Source organism: Metabacillus litoralis, assembly GCF_020524045.1.
GTDB classification, from domain to species: Bacteria; Bacillota; Bacilli; order Bacillales; family Bacillaceae; genus Metabacillus; species Metabacillus litoralis_C.
In genome coordinates, this window is record NZ_JAIVKL010000006.1 from 221,294 (window position 1) to 244,809 (window position 23,516).

General features: G+C 34.1%; 24 protein-coding genes and 1 pseudogene. 18 read left to right on the top strand and 7 right to left on the bottom strand.

Going from position 1 to position 23,516, the window contains the following annotated elements:
* Positions 1 to 71: 71 nt before the first annotated feature.
* Complete coding sequence (locus LC076_RS11655; RefSeq protein WP_226669076.1) at positions 72 to 338, bottom strand: spore morphogenesis/germination protein YwcE; 267 nt, start codon at positions 336 to 338, stop codon at positions 72 to 74.
* 432 nt (positions 339 to 770) lie between these two features.
* On the opposite strand from LC076_RS11655, the gene LC076_RS11660 reads away from it, so the two are divergent.
* From LC076_RS11660 to LC076_RS11675, 4 genes are all read left to right on the top strand, one after another.
* On the top strand, positions 771 to 1,979 hold the full coding sequence (locus tag LC076_RS11660) for an MFS transporter (RefSeq protein WP_226669080.1): 1,209 nt from the start codon (positions 771 to 773) through the stop codon (positions 1,977 to 1,979).
* Positions 1,980 to 2,392: 413 nt separating this feature from the next.
* Positions 2,393 to 3,919, top strand: a complete 1,527-nt coding sequence (locus tag LC076_RS11665) for a diguanylate cyclase domain-containing protein (protein WP_226669094.1) — start codon at positions 2,393 to 2,395, stop codon at positions 3,917 to 3,919.
* A 133-nt stretch (positions 3,920 to 4,052) separates the two neighbouring features.
* Positions 4,053 to 4,925, top strand: a complete 873-nt coding sequence (locus LC076_RS11670) for an ABC transporter permease subunit (protein ID WP_226669096.1) — start codon at positions 4,053 to 4,055, stop codon at positions 4,923 to 4,925.
* Positions 4,922 to 5,941, top strand: a complete 1,020-nt coding sequence (locus LC076_RS11675) for an ABC transporter permease (RefSeq protein WP_226669098.1) — start codon at positions 4,922 to 4,924, stop codon at positions 5,939 to 5,941. The genes LC076_RS11670 and LC076_RS11675 overlap by 4 nt, the downstream gene beginning before the upstream one ends.
* A 67-nt stretch (positions 5,942 to 6,008) precedes the next feature.
* Here LC076_RS11675 and LC076_RS11680 read toward each other — a convergent pair whose 3' ends face one another.
* A complete protein-coding gene (locus LC076_RS11680) occupies positions 6,009 to 6,176 on the bottom strand; it encodes an aspartyl-phosphate phosphatase Spo0E family protein (protein ID WP_226669101.1) in 168 nt (55 codons plus the stop codon).
* Positions 6,177 to 6,434: 258 nt separating this feature from the next.
* Here LC076_RS11680 and LC076_RS11685 point away from each other — a divergent pair, with 258 nt between their 5' ends.
* The 4 genes from LC076_RS11685 (at position 6,435) to LC076_RS11700 (ending at position 10,837) form a co-directional block, all read left to right on the top strand.
* A complete protein-coding gene (locus tag LC076_RS11685; RefSeq protein ID WP_226669102.1) occupies positions 6,435 to 7,739 on the top strand; it encodes a TolB family protein in 1,305 nt (434 codons plus the stop codon).
* A 325-nt stretch (positions 7,740 to 8,064) separates the two neighbouring features.
* Positions 8,065 to 8,970: an SDR family oxidoreductase gene (locus tag LC076_RS11690; protein ID WP_226669104.1), complete on the top strand. Its 906-nt coding sequence runs from the start codon at positions 8,065 to 8,067 to the stop codon at positions 8,968 to 8,970.
* Positions 8,971 to 9,565: 595 nt separating this feature from the next.
* On the top strand, positions 9,566 to 10,474 hold the full coding sequence (locus tag LC076_RS11695; RefSeq protein ID WP_226669107.1) for an NAD(P)/FAD-dependent oxidoreductase: 909 nt from the start codon (positions 9,566 to 9,568) through the stop codon (positions 10,472 to 10,474).
* A gap of 108 nt (positions 10,475 to 10,582) precedes the next feature.
* Positions 10,583 to 10,837 (top strand): hypothetical protein, encoded by a 255-nt coding sequence (locus tag LC076_RS11700; RefSeq protein ID WP_226669108.1) that lies wholly within the window; start codon positions 10,583 to 10,585, stop codon positions 10,835 to 10,837.
* A 428-nt stretch (positions 10,838 to 11,265) separates the two neighbouring features.
* On the opposite strand, the gene LC076_RS11705 is transcribed toward LC076_RS11700, so the two are convergent.
* Positions 11,266 to 12,117: an AraC family transcriptional regulator gene (locus LC076_RS11705; RefSeq protein ID WP_226669110.1), complete on the bottom strand. Its 852-nt coding sequence runs from the start codon at positions 12,115 to 12,117 to the stop codon at positions 11,266 to 11,268.
* A gap of 364 nt (positions 12,118 to 12,481) precedes the next feature.
* On the opposite strand from LC076_RS11705, the gene LC076_RS11710 reads away from it, so the two are divergent.
* The 3 genes from LC076_RS11710 (at position 12,482) to galT (ending at position 16,632) form a co-directional block, all read left to right on the top strand.
* Positions 12,482 to 13,648 carry a galactokinase gene (locus tag LC076_RS11710; RefSeq protein WP_226669113.1) on the top strand — a complete coding sequence of 389 codons (1,167 nt, stop codon included), beginning with the start codon at positions 12,482 to 12,484 and terminating at the stop codon, positions 13,646 to 13,648.
* 152 nt (positions 13,649 to 13,800) lie between these two features.
* Entirely contained in the window at positions 13,801 to 14,790 is a 990-nt protein-coding gene (galE, locus tag LC076_RS11715; protein WP_226669116.1) for a UDP-glucose 4-epimerase GalE, read from the top strand.
* A 309-nt stretch (positions 14,791 to 15,099) separates the two neighbouring features.
* Entirely contained in the window at positions 15,100 to 16,632 is a 1,533-nt protein-coding gene (galT, locus tag LC076_RS11720) for a UDP-glucose--hexose-1-phosphate uridylyltransferase (RefSeq protein WP_413465974.1), read from the top strand.
* 250 nt (positions 16,633 to 16,882) lie between these two features.
* Here galT and LC076_RS11725 read toward each other — a convergent pair whose 3' ends face one another.
* Positions 16,883 to 17,197: a general stress protein gene (locus tag LC076_RS11725; protein WP_226669121.1), complete on the bottom strand. Its 315-nt coding sequence runs from the start codon at positions 17,195 to 17,197 to the stop codon at positions 16,883 to 16,885.
* A 427-nt stretch (positions 17,198 to 17,624) separates the two neighbouring features.
* On the opposite strand from LC076_RS11725, the gene LC076_RS11730 reads away from it, so the two are divergent.
* From LC076_RS11730 to LC076_RS11755, 6 genes are all read left to right on the top strand, one after another.
* Positions 17,625 to 18,455 carry a glycosyltransferase family 2 protein gene (locus LC076_RS11730; RefSeq protein WP_226669124.1) on the top strand — a complete coding sequence of 277 codons (831 nt, stop codon included), beginning with the start codon at positions 17,625 to 17,627 and terminating at the stop codon, positions 18,453 to 18,455.
* Positions 18,439 to 19,116: a uracil-DNA glycosylase gene (locus LC076_RS11735; protein WP_226669127.1), complete on the top strand. Its 678-nt coding sequence runs from the start codon at positions 18,439 to 18,441 to the stop codon at positions 19,114 to 19,116. Before LC076_RS11730 ends, LC076_RS11735 begins: the two co-directional genes overlap by 17 nt.
* Before the next feature lie 38 nt (positions 19,117 to 19,154).
* Positions 19,155 to 19,325: a uracil-DNA glycosylase gene (locus LC076_RS11740; RefSeq protein ID WP_226669130.1), complete on the top strand. Its 171-nt coding sequence runs from the start codon at positions 19,155 to 19,157 to the stop codon at positions 19,323 to 19,325.
* A 29-nt stretch (positions 19,326 to 19,354) separates the two neighbouring features.
* Entirely contained in the window at positions 19,355 to 19,669 is a 315-nt protein-coding gene (locus LC076_RS11745; protein ID WP_226669133.1) for a YwdI family protein, read from the top strand.
* Positions 19,670 to 19,797: 128 nt separating this feature from the next.
* A complete protein-coding gene (locus LC076_RS11750; protein ID WP_226669136.1) occupies positions 19,798 to 20,097 on the top strand; it encodes a hypothetical protein in 300 nt (99 codons plus the stop codon).
* A 217-nt stretch (positions 20,098 to 20,314) separates the two neighbouring features.
* Complete coding sequence (locus LC076_RS11755; protein ID WP_226669138.1) at positions 20,315 to 20,686, top strand: DUF423 domain-containing protein; 372 nt, start codon at positions 20,315 to 20,317, stop codon at positions 20,684 to 20,686.
* Positions 20,687 to 20,824: 138 nt separating this feature from the next.
* Here LC076_RS11755 and gerQ read toward each other — a convergent pair whose 3' ends face one another.
* On the bottom strand, positions 20,825 to 21,298 hold the full coding sequence (gerQ, locus tag LC076_RS11760) for a spore coat protein GerQ (RefSeq protein ID WP_413465975.1): 474 nt from the start codon (positions 21,296 to 21,298) through the stop codon (positions 20,825 to 20,827).
* Positions 21,299 to 21,319: 21 nt separating this feature from the next.
* Positions 21,320 to 21,686: pseudogene (locus tag LC076_RS11765) on the bottom strand (cell wall hydrolase).
* 155 nt (positions 21,687 to 21,841) lie between these two features.
* On the opposite strand from LC076_RS11765, the gene LC076_RS11770 reads away from it, so the two are divergent.
* Positions 21,842 to 22,342 carry a GNAT family N-acetyltransferase gene (locus LC076_RS11770; protein WP_226669141.1) on the top strand — a complete coding sequence of 167 codons (501 nt, stop codon included), beginning with the start codon at positions 21,842 to 21,844 and terminating at the stop codon, positions 22,340 to 22,342.
* A 329-nt stretch (positions 22,343 to 22,671) separates the two neighbouring features.
* Here the strand turns inward: LC076_RS11770 and hemQ are convergent, their stop codons facing one another.
* Positions 22,672 to 23,424, bottom strand: coding sequence for a hydrogen peroxide-dependent heme synthase (hemQ, locus tag LC076_RS11775; protein ID WP_226669145.1), 753 nt, complete (start codon positions 23,422 to 23,424; stop codon positions 22,672 to 22,674).
* Positions 23,425 to 23,516: the final 92 nt, after the last annotated feature.

Below are 23,516 nucleotides of genomic sequence, written 5' to 3' on the forward strand. Positions count from 1 at the left end.
AAGCTAGCCTTTTTTCCTTCATACACAATGCATTTGACGTAGTTTACCCTCAAATTGTGTGTGTTTTAGAATTAGTAGATATAATCTGACACTCTTTTTGAAAAGTGGGATAGATACACGTATAATCCTGTTCCAAGAGCAGCTAGCACATTTAGGGCGAAGATGATGCCGAATAATGTGTATTCAAGTGTACCAAAATCAACTGTCATATATAAAGCAAACATTACCCACATTAATGCTATAAAAGGTATCTGGAGAATCGCAAGTTTTTTATTTTCATTCCATAAGAATAATGGTGTTGCACTTGAGAATAGTAAATAAGCAAAAAACACGTCCATTTTATATCAGCTCCTTTAATTGTTGACGCTTTCAGGTTTGTGTCAAAAAAAAGAATGTTTTGTGAACATTTTGTTACAATTAATATAACATAGGACTAGCTAATAAATAAAGTAGAAAATGAATGATTTTAAAAAGAATTTGGAATGTTAAGTAATATACATTGACTATATAATTTTGTTTGAGTATAAGTGAAGATGGAGTATTTAAATAAAAATATTAGTAGTGTTACTATTTATTTAGCCTTTTAGTGGATTTTTTAAACTTTACACATTAATCTCTAAGGTAAACCGCGTAAAAAGTTAATCTTAAGTTTATGAACAGGTTTCAGGATAAAATATAGAGTTAATGTAAAAATCAACCGGTAATTTTTACAAGTGTGGCAATAAAGTGAACACCACTATCTGATGCTCTACTAGTGAAAGGTGGTTTAAATGGTTAAAACTCAAGAATTATCTAGAAAGAAATTACTCGGTATTGCAGGGCTAGGCTGGATGTTTGATGCAATGGATGTTGGAATTTTATCATTCATTATTGCGGCATTGCAGAAGGATTGGAATTTAACAACTTCACAGATGGGTTGGATAGGAAGTGTTAATTCCATTGGGATGGCTGTAGGAGCTCTTGTATTTGGGTTAATGGCAGATAAAGTTGGTCGTAAACAGGTATTTATTATTACGTTATTATTATTTTCAGTTGGTAGTGGTCTTTCTGCTTTTGTTACATCTTTAACACTTTTTCTGATCCTAAGATTTTTTATCGGTGCTGGATTGGGAGGAGAACTTCCTGTTGCTTCAACTCTTGTTTCTGAGAGTGTACCAGCAAATGAAAGAGGGAAAGTTGTTGTACTATTAGAAAGCTTTTGGGCTGCAGGGTGGCTCATTGCCGCGCTTATTTCGTATTTTGTCATTCCGAGTTATGGTTGGCAGGCCGCACTTTTACTAAGTGCTATACCGGCATTTTATGCTTTATATTTAAGGGTTAAACTCCCAGATTCACCTAGATTTCAAGCTGTAAGTGTGTCAAAACAAAAAGAGTCTTCATTCATGAAAATAGCAAAGGTATGGAAAAAGCCTTATACAAAACAAACGACAATGTTATGGATTTTATGGTTTTGTATTGTTTTCTCCTACTATGGCATGTTTCTATGGTTACCAAGTGTTATGGTTATGAAGGGTTTTAGTTTAATTAAAAGCTTTCAGTATGTTTTAATTATGACTCTTGCTCAATTACCAGGATATTTTACAGCTGCATATTTTATTGAGCGAGCTGGACGTAAATTTGTTCTTGTTACCTTTTTAATCGGAACAGCAGTTAGTGCCTATTTCTTTGGTAATGCCGAGTCTCTTCCACTGTTACTAACATCAGGGATTTTCCTATCATTCTTTAACTTAGGAGCATGGGGAGGATTATATGCATATACGCCAGAACATTATCCAACCGAAATACGAGGTACAGGTGCCGGTTTAGCTGCTTCTTTTGGAAGAATAGGTGGTATACTTGGACCTCTTTTAGTAGGATATATGGTTGCTGCTGAAGTTTCTATTCATGTGATCTTCTTAATATTTGCTATCGCAATATTCATCGGTGCACTTGCTGTCTTGATACTTGGAGAAGAAACAAAACAAAAAGAATTAGCATAATGTATCAACCTGAGATTAGTTAAAAGCTAATCTCTTTTTCGATTACAGACATAGGCACATCCTTTAGGACATCCGGAGATTATCCTCCACTAGATCCTTCTATTTGGTTTTTTAGCATAAATCTTTATCATAAATTTTGATAAAAAAATTACCTGCTCAAGCTTCTAGTTATTTTTTTACGAGGCTGTTTCGTAAACTTTGTTGCTTTAACAACTCCAAGTAAAAAGCACAATATAAGCATAGTGGCATCTTTTCTTCATAAGATAGTACCTATTTTGCTATTACAACAATGTTTCCACTGCATATTTAAGTCAATTAGCATTAATCTTTCAGAAAAGAGCCTTACAAATACTATTCTTTCATAATTTTTATAAGCTATAATGAACTATGCACAGAAAAAGTAGGTGGAAAAAATGACTCTTCGTAAAAAGCTACTTCTTGCTTCAATTGGGATTATTACACTATTCATGGTTATCATTATGGTTTTGGTTGGAATAATTACGAATAAGATCCATCATACGTATGAACAAGAACAAGTCACAAAACAAATCAATCAAATACGTAATTTAATTGATAATGAACTAGTTCATTTAAATCAGGTGAATCTAGATTATGCTGCTTGGGATGATACAACTAATTTTATTAAAAATGAAAATTCTGAATATATAGAATCAAATTTCACAGAAGAAACCTATCAACAAAATCGCTTAGATACAGTGTTATTTTTAAATCAAAGTGGTCAGTTTATATATGGCAGTAAATTAAATGAAAATGGAAAGCTGGATGAGAATGTTGGTGAGCCAGAGTGGTTAGACATTTATGATCTAAAAAAGCCCCTTCCACCAAATGGGAAAATAACTGGAATTATTCAAACTAGTGAAGGAATCACGTTACTATCTGCTCATCCTATTTTAAATAGCTCTTATGAGGGTCCCTCAAATGGAATCCTTATATTTACGAGAAAATTTGATCAAGAGTTGATTAGTGAAATAGGAGATATGATTGGTTTAAAGCTCTCTCTTTTTCAGGAAATTCCTCAAGATCTGGAATCACTAAAGCTTGAGAAGCTAGAGAAAAATGATTTATTCATTCGTGAAATAAGTGAAACGAAAATCGCAGGTTATAGTTTACTTACTGATCTATTAGGTCATCCAATTAGCTATGTTGAGGTAACTAGCGAGCGAACCATTTACCATAACGGTAAGTTGTTAGTTTTATTAAATCTCCTTTCTCTTTTAGTTTTAGTGACAATCATATGTACAGTTATTTATTATACTTTTGATAAAATATTTGCATCAAGGATTATCAGGTTAAAAGAAAGTGTTGTTAGGGTGCGAGCGTGTAACAATCCAGGTAATCGTGTTGGTAAACATGGTGAAGATGAAATTGGCGATCTTGCCGACCAAATAAATGAAATGCTAGATTCTCTTGAAACTTACAATGAAAAATGGAAGAAAAGAGCAAATTATGACTCTCTTACAAATCTTCCTAATAGAGGTTATCTAACAAGATTAATATCTGATGCTATATTAAAAAAGCGAAACTTCGCTATTTTCTTTATGGATTTAGATGGATTCAAAGCTGTAAATGATACATTTGGACATGAAATGGGTGATACTTTACTCCAATTAGTTGCTGAACGCCTTAAAAATGTTGTTCGAAAAGGTGATACAATCTCACGACTTGGTGGAGATGAGTTTATTTTGTTAGTCGATAAAGCGAGTGATCAGCAAATGTTAGCAGATTTAGCCGAAAGAATCATTGAAATTATAAATGAGCCATATCATATTGAAACTCATTTAATTAAAGTATCTGCAAGTATAGGAATTGCAACATACCCTCAGCATGGAACAGATTATCAATCATTAATCAAAGTGGCAGATGAAGCAATGTACACAGCAAAGAAAAACGGTAAAAATAATTATTACGTATCGAAATAAAAACATAGAAAAGTAAAAGGGGTCAGACTTCTCCATTGTGAGGGATCTGACTCCTTTTACAATAGATACATATTAGAATAATATATAAATAGAATGTATAATTGGAAGGTATTAACATAGGGGGGGTAAATGGATGAGAAAGATAGTGATGATTATTTTTCAATTTTTTGCAGCATGTATAGGAATTGTTATATTCGGTGCGATTCCTTCTTTATTTGTCGCTATAAGCACAGAAGAAGGACCTTTAAAGATGTTTTTTCAAACGATTAAGACTATATTAACTAGTTTAGTTCATTTCCGAGAGTTAACTATTATTATTAGAGGAACTGAATATAAGGTATATCCGTTAATTCTAGAAGGGGCTTTTTATTCATTAACACTTATCATATGTGCATTGATATTAGCTTACCTAACGTCTATACTTTTAACGATCATGACTATGCAATTTCCCAAATGGTTAAGAGAGAAAATGAAGTTTATCATTCTCTTTTTTGAGTCTTTGCCAGATATATTAATTGTATTATTGCTTCAGTTAGCGGTTGTGATCATTTATAAAAAAACAGATATACTTCTTATGAAAGTAGTAACTGTAGGAGATAGTCAAGCCCTCTTACTACCTATTTTATGCCTAGCTGTTTTACCAACGATTCAGCTTTATCGATTAGCGATTCATCTTTATGAAGAAGAGCTACTAAAAGATTATGTTCTACTTGGTAGAGCAAAAGGTTTGAATCATACGTTTTTATTAATCATCCATGTTTTTAGAAACACTGCGATTTCTCTATTTTTTAACTTTAAGAAAACAATCTGGTTTATGCTATCCACCTTAGTAGTAGTTGAATTATTATTTGGAATTTTTGGGATTACCTATTATTTGACCACCTATATGGTTCCAGAAGTTTTTACATTTATATTGTTATTTTTATTTGTACCAATCTTTATTTTCTATCAAATAGTTAAAAGCATCATTGAAATCTCGATAAAGGGAGGTGAAGCTGTTTCATGAGTAAACTTTTTAAAAATCCTCTCTTTTTAATTGGGTTCTTATTTTTATTCATTCTAGTTACTGTGAGTTTTATCTATTCTCATGCTGTAAATAATGAGGTTAGGCAGATTTATCATATCTATGGTGAAGATAATGAGTTAGTTGATTCTGCACCAATAGCTCCTAGAAAAGAAGTGTTGTTAGGAACCGATAAACTTGGTTATGACATGTTAAGTAAAGTTCTCATTGGTGCGAAATTTACGATTTTAGCTGCGCTTGTTATTGCTTTATTGAGAATGGTGATTTCAGTTCCATTAGGATTAATGTTAGGAACGTATTTTACAAAAACAAAAAAATATGTAAATAGTTTAGTTGATGCCTTTCATTTTATCCCGTTAACAATCATAGCCTTATACTTACTAGGACCTGTTCTTTATATGCAGCCAGAAGGATTTTCTTACTCTTTAACAGAAAGAATGGGATTAGAAATTCTAGTGCTAGCTTTACTAACTGTACCTATTCTTTCCGTACTGATCGGAAATGAAACGAGTGAATTATTAAAGTCAGAATATGTGATGAGTGCTAAAACATTAGGTGGAACTAGATTTCACATTATTTTAAAACATATTGTTCCTATTCTAAAGGATCGTTTTTTTATCTTATTTGGTCAGCAATTTGTACAAACATTAATTGTTATGGCACACTTAGGATTATTTAATCTCTATTTTGGAGGAACGTTATTATCTTTTGATCCAATGGCAGCTGATCCACCACGATCGATAACAAATGAATGGTCAGGATTAATAGGCGGAACAAAGATTTTTTTACAATGGGCGCCATGGATTCCGTTAACTCCAATCGTTTGTTTTGCATTAACAATATTGGCTGTTACGTTTATGGTTGAGGGATTTTCTAGGGTGACAACTGGAAGGCCTGTTTATTTTAAGAAAAGAAAAGATCGTCATAATGGTAAAATTGATAACAAAAGCGTTGAAAATAAGAGTAATCAGTTTCAACTCTTGAATAAATCATCTTAAGTACTATTCAAAAGTATAAAGTTAAAAAAATAAGTAGGTGATCTAACATTTTTTCTTAATCGATCACCTATGTTTTTGTTTTCTGATATCTAGTTATTAGACAATCTAACGCTTGGCTGCACTTAATTGTGTCAGGGTGTTTAAGACCTTTAAACTGAGCAGTTGAAATCATTTCCATTCTAAGTAGTGAAATTTCTGCCTCTAATTTATCTAATCGGAGCTCTTTTTTTAACATATAAACTCTCCTTAAGGATACATAATCACTAGTATTATCTTATTAAATTAATTAAATCTATAGTAAAACAAAATAAACAAATAGATGAGATTTTCGACAATTGTTCTTATAAACTGACAGAATCATCAGGGTTTTTTAGAGAAAGAAGGCTTTGTCTATTAAGTTACTTATAACTTAACTGTAGTGTATCTTTAACTTGATAATAATTGTCAATCAAGTTTAAAGGTAAAATTTTAAAAGAAATTAGGAGCTGATATCTTGAAACAAAATCGTATTATTTTTATCTTGGCATTCATTTTCTTAGTGCTTATTGTTAGTTCATTTCTTACGATTCTTTTTGGAGAGAAAGATCCTTATAAATACTTTACAGGGTTAGGTAGTGAACTTGCTGTTTCACCGAATGATGAGGAAATCGCGTTTTCTTATTTTTTAGATGGTAATGAAGCTATTTATAAGGCAGGACTTGATGGATCTAATATTATAAAGGTAACGAAGGGCAGTAAGGGACGGTATCATACACCAAGATTCTCAGTTGATGGGAAGGAAATTCTTTACTTATCAAAAGATGATACAGGTATAAATCGTTTAACTCTTCAAAATTTGAACACATCAACAAAAGAACAACTAACTGAAAACACCATGCATGTGACAGATGCTGTTTTTTCTCAGACTGGCGAAAAGGTTTATTTTATAGGAATACAAGCAGAAGAATTTAAAAAAGCAGAAGGTGAAACACGAGAAGGTTATGATCTTTATCAAGTAGATGTTGCTAGTAAGGAAGTAACGCAGTTAACTGATCAAGATCATTTTTCGATGAATGATCTCTCTATATCTAAAGATGGAAAAACACTATATTATAGCTTATTTAATGAATTCGAACAGCTTTATAGCTACACGATTGAAAATGAAAAGCAAGCTCCTCTTGAAGCAACATCAAAGCTAAATCATGATATTTATTCTTCAGTTCTGTCTTATGATGAGCAACTTTTAGCTTATACTGCTGTTTCAGAGGAAACAGAGGACACATCTTTGTTTGCATATGAATTATTTGTAAAAAACCTAGAAACGAATGAAACGAAACGACTGACTGATTTACAGACAAATATTCATGCACCTACGTTTTTCCATCAATCAAACCAAATGATTTTTCTGGAAAATAAAAACTGGCCAGAAGAACCTGAAGAATATCAACTGATGACAATGTCTATAACAGATGATGTTCCAGAAGTGATAAATTTAGAGCTTCCTGTTTCAAAAGAAAATCATTTCATAATGAAGATTCTTGAGAGTTTATTAAGTGGAGTTGCGCTAGCTGTATATTACATTCTCTTTTTTAGTTGTTTCACTGTTTTGGCTCAGAGAAATTCTCGAAAAGTATTTTTACCGTTTTATATCAGTATAAGTTTGGCGGTTGTTCTTTTTCTTAGTAGCTTTGTTGTGGGAGCTTTAAGTAATCCGTGGAATGGGCTTGGTATTGCTATGCTTTCTGTAGGGATTCTTGGTTGCTCACTAGTATTGCTGTTATTGACATTTATCGTGAAAAAAATCGTAAAGCCTGTATAAATTTCAAGGTGTTTAACGACCGATTGAAGTAAGAGTTGAAGCTGGATGTTGCAGCTTCACTCTTTTTTTTAGGTGGAAAATTGTCCTTAGTTTCAGAATCTCTGTCTTTATCTCCTCTTTTATACGCTTTTCACACAAGGAATTCTTCATAGTTAACATGTACGCAATCATTAACATAAAGCATTATCACAACATGCTTTAAATGAGTGTAGTTTCATAAACCCCTTTTATCAGTTTGATCTATAATTTCTAGTTATCTGTCCAAGCGATGCTGGAATAGGTTTTATTGTAGGTGAAGATTAAACAAATATCAGGGAGGTAACTCATGTATCCATATCCTGTTTATCCATATTATGCAATGCAACAAAAAGTTAAACAAAAACCTATTGTGTTTCCACCACAGCATCAGGAAAGACAGCCTGGGTTTGAATATGAAATGATTCCAAGACCAATTTCTGAGTGGGCTGGATATAAAGGAAGTGGCAAGTTAAAAAATAAAGTGGCTATTATTACTGGTGGAGATAGCGGGATTGGTCGAGCTATCGCATATGCATTTGTTAAAGAAGGTGCATCAGTGGTGATTCCATATCTAAATGAACATAAAGATGCTCAAGAAACAAAACGAAGAATCGAGGAGCTTGGAGGAAAATGTCTCCTTTTCGCGGGTGATTTAGGTCAAGAACATACCTCTTATGAAGTTGTTAAAATGGCCATTCAAACATTTGGTAGGCTAGACATACTAGTGAACAACCACGCTATACAAATCGTTCAAGATAGCATATTAAATATTTCTGCACAACAGCTTGAAGCAACTTTCCGTACGAATATTTTTGCGTTTTTCTATATGACAAAAGCTTGTCTTCCATATTTAAAAGAAGGTAGTTCAATCATTAATACAACATCCATCACAGCTTATGAAGGAAATGAAAAATTAATTGACTACTCTGCAACAAAAGGAGCGATTATGACCTTTACTCGTTCTTTATCACTTTCATTAGTGGATAAAGGTATTCGTGTAAATGGAGTAGCTCCAGGACCAATATGGACTCCATTGATACCGGCTAGTTTTTCTGCAAAAAATGTTTCGACATTTGGAGCAGACACTGAAATGAAACGACCAGGTCAACCTTTTGAATTGGCTCCGTCATATGTTTATCTGGCATCAGATGATTCAAGATATGTCACTGGTCAAGTATTACATGTCAACGGTGGAAAATTTAGAACAACATAATATATACAATAACAATTTATGTTTTATACAGGAAAAAAGTAATAGATAAGTGGTGAAAAAGCCTGTGTATAACCTGTGAATAGCGTAATAAAGACCTACATATATTGTGGCGAACGAATGTACCCACACAAAATGTGGATAGAGTCTGTGGATATGTTGATAACTTTTGTGGATAAGTTGTTGTTAACTGTTAAAAACCATGTTAATATCTAAATTTTTAATTTGGGAAATAAAAATTTGTGGAAGAATAATAATTTTTTGTGTTTTTCAACTCACTTATCCACAATTTATTCTTTCTAGTACGTGCTGGGCCAATCGTATCTTAACAAAAGAGTAACTAACAATGGTTGTAGGTATAGTCAACGTCGATCCTGAAATATACTCCGCTAAGCTTTAACATTGTTCGGAGTTTTGTTAATCACTAAGTTATGTCCCAGCCCTCTTTAACTTTTGCTGTTTTCCCTCCAAATTTTGATGACATAGCAACAATCGTTCAGAAAAGAGCCTTAATTTTTATTACATTTCATTTGAAAAGGAATATAAATAGACCTTTGATGCATTCTAATTTATACGAAGTAAAAAAGGACGGATGAAAATGGTTGGGAGTAATTATGAATGCATCATTGTTGGAGGCGGAATTGCAGGATTACAAGCAGCTATTCAGCTTGGTAGATATATGCATAAGGTACTTGTGATTGATAATGAAGAGGGAAGATCAAATTTGTGTAGAGGATATCATAATATTCTTGGCTGGCCTGATGGTGTAAGTGGTCAAACACTTAGAGAATTAGGAAAGAAACAAGCAAAAAGCCTAGAAGTGGAATTTATAAATGATAAGGTCATTACCGCAGAGAAGCAAGATCATCAGTTTCTTTTACATACAAATTCCAAAAGAGAATTTAAGACAAAAACATTATTACTTGCAACAGGCATTAAAGATCGTATTCCTCCTATTAAGAACATTTATCCATGCTTAGGTATATCAATTTATGTTTGCCCAGATTGTGATGGATATGAAGTAAGGGACAAGCATGTTCTATTACTTGGATCTGGAAAAACAGGCGCCAGCCTCGCATTAACTCTAACGTATTGGACGAATAAAATGACGTTTATCAATCATGATGGCGAAAAGTTATCGACTGATTTAGTAGAAAAACTAAAAGAAAAGAACATAGAGGTGATAAATGAAAAAATAGCCTCTATTCTCACAGAAAATGAATCAGATTTTAAAGGTGTAATATTGCAAAATGGACAAACTGTAGCTGGAGAGAAAGGATTTATTGGATTTGGCGGAAATGCTGTTTCTTCAGATCTTGGTCATCAGCTTGGTGTAGAGCGTCTTGAAAATAAACACATGCTCGTAGATGCACGAACAAAGGAAACGAATATTACGAATGTTTGGGCTGCAGGAGATGTTGTTGCACATTCAGAACAAATAACAATTGCGATGGCAGATGGCTGTCAGGCTGCCATATTTATTCATAAACGACTGTTAAAGAGCTAGTACCTGTACCTTTTTAAAAATAGCTGAAATTAGTAAAGCAGACTTTTACATTTTTGGGGGAAATCTTGTATCATAGAAGCTAGGAGAAACAAAAGGGAGAGAAAGGCAATGAAAAAAGAAATAGAAGAATTATATGATGAAGTGTATGAAAAGCTTGCTGATTATCACCAACTATCACAGAATTATATGAGTAACCTAACATCAATTCCAAAAAATGAACGGGAAGAAGAGACGGAAAAGCTGGAAAGAATTGAGTTTGCTTTACAAGCGGCTAAAGATATTTTGGAAAACATGATGACTCCAGGAACAAAAATGACGATTATGCATCAAAAAGGATCCATTCAAATTGATTTAAATGAATAGTATGAATGGGTGAGGCTGAGACAAAAGTATTTTAACAAAATAGAAACCGAAAGATGGTTGTAGGTGTGGTGATAGCGCACCGCTCCTGAAATATACTCCGCTTTCCGCAGGAAGCTGGCAAGCCTCCTCGTGCTACGCACTGTGGGGTCTAGCCGTTGCTTTGCATCCTGCAGGAGTCTCCGTATATTTCATCCGCTAAGCTATTAATTTGTTTGGAATTTTTGTTAAGGCTGTTTTCGCAACCTTTGTTGCTATTAGCAACTTGAAGGAAACAGTTGTGTATCAAGTCTAGTAACTTCTTTTCTTCTCGTAATAGAACCTTTTATACGATAAGAACATTGTTTTCAACAGATAAATAGGCCAATTAGGAACAATCTTTCAGAAAAGCTCCTTTGTTAATCACTTAACTTATGTCCCAGCCGCATTTCTTAATCCTCATTACTTTGTCTGAGCTGACCTGGTGATTTTCCAGTAAGCTTTCGTGTGATTTTGTTTAAATAGTTGGCATTTTTGTAACCCACTAATTGAGCTACCTCATCAACAGAGTATTTTGTATGCTCTAATAATTCGATTGCTTTTTGCAAGCGGATATTTGTTAAATATTGAATCGGTGTCACACCTGTTTCTTGTTTGAACAGCCTAGAAAAATGATATTTCGATAGCTTTGATGCTTCAGCCATTTCTTCTGCGCCAATTTCTTCTTGATAGTAGTTTCTTGCAAATAGTACCGCGCTAATAATTCCTTCTGACCAATCATTCATTAGTTTGTCATTTGTTGAGAGATATAAATATAATTCTGTAATAAAGTGATAAGCTATGCTTGAGCCTTGATAGGCATTTGTGATTTTTCGTTCTTTTGCATCATCGTACATTTTTTTGACAAGCTTTACAGGTGCTGATTCTGGATGAAATCGCACAACCTGACTTTCTGAAGTTCTTACATATTCCCAACAACGTTTCGCTTCCTCACCATACAGTGTTAAGTAAATAAACTCCCATTTACTCGACCCCTTTGGTAAATAATAATGATAGTTACTTGGACTACTTACAATAAAAGCATGACCAGGTTTTAAGGAGTGGATTTTTCCATCAATTGAAATCTCTCCAGCTCCTGATAAGGTATATTGAAAGATATACTTGCCTTGATCCTTTCTTTCTGTCCCACTCCAATTATATAGGGAAGAATGCTGCTCATCCCAACCAACTGACCAAATTTGGGCAACAGAGTTTACATGGGGTTCATTGAAACGAAAGGCTATGGCTCCAGTTTGCTTATCCATAGCAAAAAACTCCCCTTTTTCTACCCTTTTTATCATATAAGCAAAAAAGGGTGTAAAACTTAAGATTATATTAGAGGCTGGGACATTACTTAGTGAGTAACAAAACTTCGAACAATGTTATAGCTTAGCGGAGTAACCCATATTTCTCGGTTTCTATTTTGTTAAAATACGTTTATCCCAACCTGATTTGTTTCGATTATCAATACATAATAAATAGCAAAAAAGTGCTAAAACCCTCCTTTAATTTTACCATTGTTTCCATAGAAAAAGGACTTTAAAATGAGCTTACATACAATTTGATTAACCACTTAGTAAAAATAAGGTAAATGATAACTAAATTACGATATAATGGAAGGTGATTTTCTTGAAAAAGCAACTGTTAGAACAATTCACACAAATATTTACGGCAAATGAACCAGTAAGATCTTTCTTTGCACCAGGTAGAGTGAATCTAATTGGTGAGCATACAGACTATAATGGAGGACATGTTTTTCCTTGTGCATTAACGTTTGGTACGTACGCATTAATATCAAAACGCAATGATCGTACCATTCAATTGTATTCAACGAATTTTCCGGATGTTGGTATCATTTCGCTATCACTTAATGATTCTTTCACGTTGAATAAAGAGCATGATTGGGCTAACTATCCTAAAGGTGTGATCAATGAATTTCTTCAAAAAGGGATAAAATTAGATCATGGCTTTGATATGCTTTTTTATGGAAATATTCCAAACGGTGCGGGTTTATCTTCATCAGCATCTGTTGAATTGGCTACTGCAGTAGCTTTACAGGCGATTTATGAAACAGACTTTTCACGTGTGGAGCTTGTGAAAATGAGCCAGCATGCTGAAAATGAATTTGTTGGTGTGAGCTGTGGGATTATGGATCAATTTGCGATTGGCATGGGGCAAGAAGATCAAGCTATTTTATTAAATTGTCAAACATTAGAATATCAGTACAGCCCAGTTGTTCTTCAAGATGCATCACTTGTTATCGCAAATACAAATAAACGTAGAACCTTAGCTGATTCTAAATATAATGAACGTAGATCTGAATGTGAACGTGCTTTAAAAGCATTACAATCAGAGGTTTCGATTGAATCGTTAGGTGATCTTACACCAGAGCAGTTTGAGAGCTACAGTCACTTCATTCCAAATGAAATAGATCAAAAACGTGCGAAACATGCGGTATATGAAAATGCACGTACAATTTTAGCTGTTGAAAAACTAAATAATGGTGATATTACAGGATTTGGTCAATTAATGTGTGAATCACACGCTTCTTTAAGAGATGATTATGAAGTAACTGGCTTTGAATTAGATACTCTTGTTGAAGAAGCAGTGAACCAAGACGGCGTGATTGGCTCAAGAATGACAGGTGCAGGATTTGGCGGCTGTACAGTTTCAATTGTGAAAAACGAACAAATTGAGAAATTCATTCAAGATGTAGGCAAGAATTATCATGAGAAAACAGGCTTAACAGCTGAATTTTATGTAGCTAATGTAGGAGATGGCGCGAAGGAAATTTAATAGCGCTGAATTCTTTTCTGATAGGGTATGTTAATGCTTATTGTTGATTTTGCAGTGGAAGTTAAAAGACTTTCTATTTTGTGAAACGTTCACATAAACAAGTAAGTATAACAAAGCCTTACTATAAAAAATGATTTTTGGAGGGATAAGGTATGGCAGTGTTAGTATGTGGTGGAGCAGGATATATTGGTAGTCACGCCGTGTCAGAGTTATTAGAACGAAACGAGGAAGTTGTTGTTGTAGATAACCTTCAAAAAGGACATTTACCAGCTGTTCTAGAGGGAGCGAAGCTTTACACAGGTGACTTACGAGATGAACGTTTTTTGAAAACCGTTTTTGAAGAAAATGATATTGAAGCTGTTATTCACTTTGCGGCCGATTCACTTGTTGGAGAAAGTGTTGAGCAACCTTTACAATATTATGAAAATAATGTATATGGAACAATGTGCCTTTTAAAAGTAATGACAGAATTTGATGTGAAGAAAATTGTGTTCTCTTCTACAGCAGCAACATACGGTGAAGTCGAGAATACACCAATTGTTGAAACAGATCCTACGGTTCCAACAAATCCATATGGTGAAACAAAGCTTGCTGTGGAGAAAATGCTGAAATGGAGTGAGCAGGCTTATGGTCTAAAGTATGTTGTATTACGCTACTTTAACGTAGCTGGTGCACATATGGAAGGTAAGCTTGGAGAAGATCACCAACCAGAAACACATTTAATTCCAATTATTTTGCAAGTAGCATTAGGTGATCGAGAGAAAATTATGATTTTCGGTGATGATTATAAAACAGAAGATGGCACGTGTATTCGCGATTATATTCATGTGACTGATTTAGCTGATGCTCATATTTTAGCGATTGAGAAGCTTAGAAAAGAAAATACGAGTGCAACGTATAATCTAGGTAACGGAAACGGATTTTCTGTTAAAGAAGTGATCGAAACAGCAAGAAAAGTAACAGGTCACCCAATTCCTGCAGAAGTAGCACCACGACGTGCAGGAGACCCGGCTATCTTAATTGCTTCATCTGAAAAAGCGGTAAATGAATTAGGGTGGAAACCAAAGTATGCTGATCTTCACACAATGATTGAAAGTGCCTGGAATTGGTTTCAAAAACATCCAAGAGGATATGATAAATAAAGGCTGTTTTCGCAAACTTTGTTGCTTTCAACAACTCCAAGTAAACGGCACTTTATCAAGCATAGTGGCATCTTTTCTTATTAAAATAGTACTAATTATGCAATAAGAAAATGTTTAAACGGCAATATCAGTGAAATTAGCAACAATCTTTCAGAAAAGAGCCTAAATAAATAATTTTAAAATGGGGGCTTGTACAGTTGTGTACATTGCCCCTTGTTATTAAAGACTATGTGCTTTTCTATTAGCTTTGCAATAGCACGATAATTTTTAAGAAAATAAGATCATAGAAAATACGAGGAGATGATAAAGTTGTCTATTAATATAGGGTATGAGATTGAGAGGCTATTGCAATTTGGGCAAAAAAAGCAACTGATTTCTAAATGGGACGTTGATCTTACTCGTAATAAAATACTTGAAGTTTTAGAGCTGAATGATGTAAAAAATGAATCTGTTGCAGATGAGAATTTGGACTCTCCAGTAACAATTCTTGAAAATATATTAGATTGGGCTGCTGAAAACCATCTTTTAAAAGAAAATACTGTCACGTACAGAGATCTTCTAGATACAAAAATTATGGGTTGTTTGGTTGGTTCACAAAGTGAAATTATTCGACAATTTCAGGATGTTTTTCAAAAAGAGACTCCTCAAAAAGCTACAGAAGCTTTTTATCAATTTTCAAAAAATGTCCATTATATACGTACAGACCGCATTGCTAAAAATGAAGAATGGCTTGTCAATACGGAATATGGCAATTTGCAAATGACAATCAATTTGTCAAAGCCTGAAAAAGACCCTGTTGCCATTGCTGCAGCTCGTGAGTTACAAAAAAGTGATTATCCGTCTTGTTTATTATGTAAGGAAAACGTTGGCTATGCAGGTCGCCTAGATCATCCCGCACGACAAAATCATCGCATCATACCTGTAACATTACAAAATGAGCAATGGTTTTTACAATTTTCACCTTATGTTTACTATAATGAGCATGCCATTGTTTTTGCAGGTCAGCATAAACCAATGAAAATCTCAAAAGATACATTTCATAAGCTGCTTGATTTCGTAGAGCAATTTCCACACTACTTCCTAGGATCAAATGCAGATTTACCGATTGTAGGTGGATCGATTTTAAGCCATGATCATTTTCAAGGTGGTCATCATACATTTCCAATGGAAGTTGCTGAAACAGAATCCACTTTTAAATTAAATAAATATCCATCAATTGATTTAGGAATAGTCAAATGGCCAATGTCCGTTCTTAGACTTCAAGGAGCAGACAAATCAGATCTTATTCAAGCAGCAGAAGATATTTTAATGCAATGGAAAAAGTATAGCGATCCGTCGGTAGAGGTTGAGGCGTTTTCAGGGGATATTCCTCATAACACAATTACACCAATCTCCCGAAGAAGAGGAGAACTTTACGAGCTTGATTTAGTATTGAGAAACAACCGAACAAACGATGAGCATCCATTAGGGATTTTCCATCCACATCAAGAAGTACATCATATTAAAAAAGAAAATATTGGCTTGATTGAAGTAATGGGATTAGCAGTTTTACCTGGAAGATTGTTAGATGAACTAATGAAGTTAGCAACTTTACTAGTAGAAGAAAATGCTCTTTCAGCTATTGCAGAAGATGAAGAGTTAAAGAAGCATTATGATTGGGCCAAGAAGATAAAGCAAAAGCACCCAGAGTTAAGTCAAGAAAATAGCTATCATCTATTGCTTGAAGAAGTCGGGAAAGTGTTCGCTACTATTTTAGAACATGCAGGAGTATTTAAGCGTGATTCAGAAGGGCAACAAGCATTTCAACGTTTTATAAATACATTGAAAAGTAATTTAAAATAAAAATGGAATTCACTAGTATAAGATAATCCTATTCTGGCGATAATGCTAGTAATCCCCCCTAATCTTTATATATGTATGTTCCTCCTTACACAGTAAGGAGGTTTTTTTATAAAAAGGTGTAATTTTCAACTCGTTTGAAAATTTAGTGCATGAATACCTAGAATAAAAGTTCTTTAAAGTAAACAAATGAGGCTAGGCAAACAGTGTCCCAGCCTCATTTGTTTAAGCATATAAATCAATGCCTTCTAGGTTACTGTGCAACAATAACTACTTTACCATCATCTAGTTCTTCTTCAAGTCTTACTGCTTCGCTTTGTGATAAACCGATGGATGCCATTCTAATTTGAAGATCTTCTCCTCTTGAGCGAAAGACCCTCGCTATTTTGTCAAAAATCCCTTCTTCTGTTAACCCAATATTATTGGTATCTGTATGCTCTGTTAAATGTTTAGAACGAGTAAGATCATGTGCAAAAAGATAAATTTCATCCTTTGTATATCCTTGACTTGTTAGCTCTGCTATCATTTCACTTGCTTGTACACCATTTTCAACAACAAATGTTTTCATGAATATCCTCTCCTTTTTTACTTAAAGTTATATTTCCCTTTCAGATTTAATTGAAACGTTAGATTTCTATTTAAATGTGCTCAGCTAGGGTTTCTTCGCAATTTATGATGTTGTGAGCGTCCTTATCACGGCACATCATAAGTCTCAAACCTTTAATCAACTATAAAACCATTAGAAAGTAGCCCTTAGTAACAATTAGTCTTTTATTGAAAAGGCTATATTCGTATTCTTTGTGCTTTTAGTCATATGACGAAAACAGCACGATTTTTACTCTAGGGTCATTTTTTCTTAATCGTTACTAATAGGAAGTAATAAACAACAATCCTGTCGAAAAGATTCTATATAAAAGGTGACAGAAGATTTTTCCTATTAAAGTTTGAGTACATTTTGTTAAAATAAAAGAACAATGTTGAAAAGGTGATGGGAAATGAAGATTTCGATCGTGATTGCAACTTATAATAGATTGGTAGAATTAGGTGAGCTTTTAGAAGCTATATCAAGACAGACTGTTCTTCCTTATGAAGTAATTATTGTGAATGATGGAGGAGATCGTGTTGATCGTCTTGTAGATTTATATAAAGAATTGCCGATTAAAACAATTGAATTAACTGAAAATGTAAAGCATGTTCAAGCTAGAAATATCGGTGTTCAACAAGTAACTGGTGATATTGTTATGCTATGTGATGATGACGATTTATTATCAGCTACTCACCTTGAGCAAGCACAACATTATTTAGATGAAGCTGATTTTATTTATTTTGATGCAGAAATTGTTTCTTTTGAAACAAAAAGCAAAACACGTTATCCCCTAACTAGACGTACATTTGCTTATGAGTATGATCTACAAGGAATGAAGAAATTCTCAACATATATACCATCAGGAAGTGCTTATAAAAGAGAGTTACATGATAAAATTGGTTTGTTTGATCAAGAAGTCCATAATTATTGGGATTGGGACTTTATTCTTCGAGCAGCAAAAGTGTGTAAAATAAAGCGTGTTCCAACAGCAAGTGTTATTTATGCCTTCTCTGAAGATGGTAATAACCAATCAGCAATATTAAATGACAAAAGAAAATCTTATTTAGATATATTGTGTGAAAAACATCATCTAGGAGATCTTCCTACAAAAAACTTCTTTGTTTTATTAGAAGAACCTTATATGAAGCTGCGAGAAGCGGAAACAAAGATTGTGTGGGATGGAGAGCCATTTCAATCTCGCCTTGCTAAATTGGAGGTAGAAGATGTTTCATCAAATTGAGAAAGAATGGCGCGTGCTACTTGAAAATCAAGGGAATAAAGAATACTTTGTTAATTTAATGAAATTTTTAGAAGAAGAATATCAGCAACACACAATATTTCCTAGGCAAGAGGATATCTTTCGTGCTTTAAATATGACAAGTTACCACTCAACCAAGGCTGTCATTTTAGGTCAAGATCCATACCATGGTGAAGGACAAGCACAGGGTTTGAGTTTTTCTGTTTCTCCTAGTGTGAAAGTTCCACCATCGTTACGAAATATTTTTATTGAATTAAAAGATGACCTTGGCTGTTCTACACCTCATAGCGGCTCATTAAAAAAGTGGTCAGAAGAAGGGGTGCTTCTTTTAAATACTGTTTTAACGGTTAGAAAAGGAGAGCCTAATTCACATAAAGGAAAAGGCTGGGAACAGTTTTCAGATGAAGTGATTAGGTTATTAAATGAACGAGTTGAACCACTAGTATTTATTTTGTGGGGTAAGCATGCTCAACAAAAGAAACACCTGATTACTTCACCACAGCATTTAATTATTGAATCTCCACACCCAAGTCCTTTTGCAGCAAGAAAAGGCTTTTTTGGAAGTAAGCCATTTTCAAAAACGAATGATTTTCTGAGGGAAAATCATACTGGTGAAATTGATTGGTGTTTAATGGATGTTTGAAGTAGGTAAAGGAAATGATTTAAAAGGAGTAATCATACATGAGTGAGACACCAATAAATTGCATAAAGTGTAAGCATTTTTATGTAACATGGGATTCTAAATTTCCTAATGGCTGTCGTGCATATGGTTTTAAATCGGCAAACAGACCAGCGATTATGGTGAAAAAATCATCAGGAATGTCATGCTTAAAATATGAGCTAAAAAAGTAAAACAGTTATATAACTTGGAGGAACGTTAAGTGAATATACATGTCTCAAAAATTTTAACAAAAATGCAAGACGAAATAGACAAGGCAAAAAATAGCGATTTAGAACATAATATAAAAGAGCATATTATGATTATACAATCACTGTGTGACTTGATTGTTGAAAACAAATCAAAGGCCCAAACACCAACACAACTATCTTCACCTATTTCTAGTGAAATCAGCCCTACAGAACTTCAAAAAATGATGGGTAATATTCCAACTGTTGCTAAACAAAAACCTGGTACAGAAAAGTCTTCTACTTACAAGGATGAAGAAGCAAATGGTCATTCGCTATTTGATTTCTAATTAGTTCTTTCGAAAGGGAAGATAGAAAGAAAGTATATTTCCAAACAAAAGCAAACTCTCCATAGAAAACCATCATAATCTCACCTAATCAGGACACAATGATAGTAATATTGTGAGGAGGTTAGGAAATGGTATTTGATGATTTATTTGATGTAGCAAGAGGAAGATCTTTTATGGGCTTATACAATGATGCTTCAGGATCAAAAATAGCCCAAGATCGTTATGATGTTTACGTTAATGAAGATTTTATTGGACAGAAATTTTTATTAACAGCACAAGAATCTGTTCAAGACATAGATGATTTCCTGAAAAATGAAGGAATCAATCAATTTGAATCTTTTGTTGATGGAGATCACTATTATATAAAAGCTGGAGAAAACAAACATAAAGTAGAAGATGTTCTTAAAGTATATTTACAAAATCGTTAAATATGTGAAGGGCCATTTCAATGATATGGCTCTTTTTTATAGGTTAGAATAGGGTTTTGTCGTTATTCCTAGGAAACAAGGATTTGAAGAAAGCCTATTCCGGTACATTGTATTCCTACTGCTTAAGCTGCTTTTCTAAATAATAAGTTGAAAATCAATTGATGTAAGGTAAGATGTAAGAGTAGAGATTTGAAGGACAAGGAGAGTGTGAATAAACATGAAGCTTTTTTTAATTTTAGGTGCGATTAATGGCTTTTTAGCTGTTGCTTTGGGGGCATTTGGTGCACATGGATTAGAAGGTAAAATTCCAGAGAAATACATAAAAACTTGGCAAACGGGTGTAACGTATCAAATGTTTCATGCAGGTGGCTTATTTGTTATCGCTTTTTTAATAGATAAGCTTGGAAATATTGGCTTATTAACTACAGCAGGATGGCTCTTTTTAATCGGAATGATCTTGTTTTCAGGAAGTTTATATGTATTGAGTGTGACGCAAATAAGCATCTTAGGAGCGATCACACCCTTAGGTGGACTGGCATTCTTAGGTGGATGGTTATTACTTGGGTATGTTGCCCTGCGCTATTTATAAACATAGTAGGAAAAGGCTGACTATTTTTTGTCAGCCTTTTTTTCTAGGTAAAATTATTTTCTATACTGTGGATAAGCACTTCATATCCAATCCAAACCACTAGCTCTTCGAGGGTTGGAAAGCACTTATGCTTTTCTATTATCTTGGTTGGTAAGATGCCATTTGAAATTGGGGTTCGTATTGTAGCTCTTCATCAAATGTTACATAATCTAAGTATACCATTAATAATAGGTAGCGCATGCCCGTTTGTGGGTCGCTTAGAATTAGGTGGTCACGACCAGCAGCTTCGATCACACCTTTAAATATTTTTGCATTCCACTCCCGATTATTTTCAAATGTCATATAAACAGTAGCGATTTTACCACGATTTAAGCGTAAAATATTCTCAATGTACGATTCCTCTAAAGGAAGCATACCTGGAATGTTCTGAGCGATTCCTTGTTGCTGTGGAAACGGAGGCACTTGAAAACCTGGTTGAGCATATGTAGCATAAGGTTGGTAACCTACTCCTTGCTGCTGCATTGGTTGTTGTTGGGGTACAGCTTGTTGAGTTCCTTGCACACCAGTCATATCATATCCGTAAGGTTGAGCTTGAAATCTTTTGTTAGCCATTATAAAACCCTCCCTGAAAATTTAATATACACCAGGACAATTTGCATGTTCTGGAGAGTAAAAACAATGTGATTTGTAGCGACCTGAATTCCATTGATTAAAGCATTGAGCAGGAAAGCTTCCAGAAGGTTTAAAGAACCATAAAGAATAGGATGCAGGATGATCCTTTTATCTCTTGAGAACTTGTCGTGCTAGTGGCTAATTCACTTTCACGAGCTCTTTGGTAAAAGTAACCCTTCTGTGTTGCTTCAAAGCCACCAGAACGAACACGATTCGCTCAGGTGTTGCCAACCATGAGCGTCCCAAGCTTACCTTCTCCCTAAGCTTCTGCACGGAGTAATCGTGCAAGTAGCTAAACTTCCTCTTTGATATAAGGAACAACCCCCATTTTCTCACCTACCTCTTAGGTTTAAGGTCATTGTTGTTTGGTAGTAGTAAGAGAGTAGAAGGAATTCCTTTCTTCAATCTTTGCTCATTCATACGTATGTGTAGGAAAAACAACTTATTCCATTACTGAGAAAATTAATTAAGGAGATGGAAGATTTGAGAGAAATTTCTTTTGAGAAAGTCACAGATAAATCAATACATATAGTGCAGGAAATTGTTCATTCAAATAAGGAATATAATGTTCTCGAAAATGGTAAGGAATGTCGATCAATAAAGGAGTTAAAAGAGGAGTTTATCAATGGGTTCTCACATAGTTTTCTTATTAAAGTTGGCTCTAATTATGTCGGCTTATTAGATTATTTAGAAGAAAATCCTAAGGATCATTTTCCGTGGCTTGGTTTATTAATGATAAGAAAATCTGAGCAAGGAAAAGGGTATGCAAAGAGTGCGTATGATTTATATGAAGAACGAATGAGGCGCACTGGAAAGTCAGCCATTCGTCTTGGAGTGTTGAAGGAAAACAAGAAATCAAAGAAATTTTGGGAAAACAGAGGTTTTAGTTATTTTGAAACTAAGCCTTTCCGTAACGGAAAAGAAGTCGATGTTTATCAAAGGCTCTTTTCTGAACGATTGTTGCTATGTAACCAACATTTATAGTGAAAGCAGTGTTTTTTCACTATAAGGATACTATTTTATGAAGAAAAGATGCCACTAGACTTAATACAGTGCTGATTTCTTCAGGTATTTTAAAGCAACAAAGTTTGCGAAAACAGCCTTATCAAAAAAACATCATGAATAAAGAGCTTTAACGAATTCGATCAAACACATGCTTCCTTAACACCCGAAAAAGTACAGTCTCTAGATCGATATCGTTATAATGAAATTAAAAATCACAATCTATGAAGAATTTAGCTAAAAAAGATGACTCATAGGCAGGATCAATTCCACTTAGAACAGTCCCTGCTGAGTCATCACACATAAAGTCATTATTTTACATGAAAGAAAGAATGTAGCTTAGATGAGCTTAGTAGGTTTCCTACAAAAAATGAACCAAACTCTCCATAGCGTGCACTTACTTCATCAAAACGCATTTCATATACAAGCTTTTTGAATTGAAGCACATCATCTGCAAAAAGTGTAACACCCCACTCGTAATCATCAAAGCCTACAGAGCCAGTAATTATTTGCTTTACTTTTCCTGCATAAGAACGACCAATTAAACCATGGCTTCTCATCATTTCTTTACGTTCATCCATAGAAAGCATATACCAATTATCATTACCTTGGCGACGCTTATCCATTGGATAGAAACAAGAATATTTTGATTGAGGTAGCTTAGGATATAGTCTTGAACGAATATGTGGGTTTTGATATGGATCTTCATTGCTCTCTCCAGCTAAATAGTTACTTAGCTCAACAACTGATACATAAGAGTATGTAGGGATTGTGAATTCGGCAAGCTTTGTTTTATTAAACTCAAGTTCAATTTCATTAAGCTCTTCCATAGTCGGACGCAAAATCATCATCATAAAATCTGCTTTTTGACCAACAACTGAATAAATAGCATGAGATCCTTGCTCAGCATCTTCTGTTGTGTTCCATTTTTCTAGCAATCCTAAAAATTCATGAATCGCAGCTTGGCGTTCATCGCTCGTTAAAAGCTTCCAAGCAGACCAATCTATTGAACGAAAATCATGTAAACAATACCAACCATCAAGCGTTTGTGCTGCTTCACTCATATATATTCACTCCTAATTAATATTCTTTAAATCCACTTTTACTATATCATAGTTTGTCCATACATCTCTGTGAATAAAACTTGAAAGTTATA